Genomic DNA, 438 nt, shown 5'->3' on the forward strand with positions numbered 1-438 from the left:
AACAAATCAGCGTTTTCTACAATCGCCTTGTCCTCGAGCTTGGTATACATAGCGATAAGTTCGCCGCGGATAATGGATGGTGTAACCACTGCCTGACCGGCTCCGAACCGCGTACCGTCACTTGCGAGCTTATGACGCGGGTATTTACTTGTAATACAGCTTCTCAAAGCTCGAATGATGTAGGCAAGCGTGTGCAGAGTCTCGGAATCCAGATACGAGTTATCCTCATCACCAAAACGATTCTTTTGATACGTCGTGACGGCTCTTTCCACTCTCATGTAGCCGGATTCCGTGTACTCGGTGGCGATACCGTTTGTGAGAAGTACTTGGCGCTCACTCATGGTAAAGCGCTTGCCGTGAGGCGCTGAAGTGATGCCGATCAGCTCTAACGTTTGAGTGGGACGAGCCGGATCAATAGACAATTTAGCCGCGTTCTGC

Annotated in this window: 1 protein-coding gene; it reads right to left on the reverse strand. The window is 50.5% G+C overall.

Annotation, left to right across the window (positions count from 1 at the left end; translation table 11 throughout):
• Positions 1-438: phage tail sheath C-terminal domain-containing protein (locus tag E5987_RS12855; RefSeq protein WP_277613509.1), on the reverse strand; the 438-nt coding region annotated here is incomplete at both ends.

The sequence above is a fragment of the Parasutterella muris genome (assembly GCF_009767915.1).
GTDB classification, from domain to species: domain Bacteria; phylum Pseudomonadota; class Gammaproteobacteria; order Burkholderiales; family Burkholderiaceae_F; genus Parasutterella; species Parasutterella muris.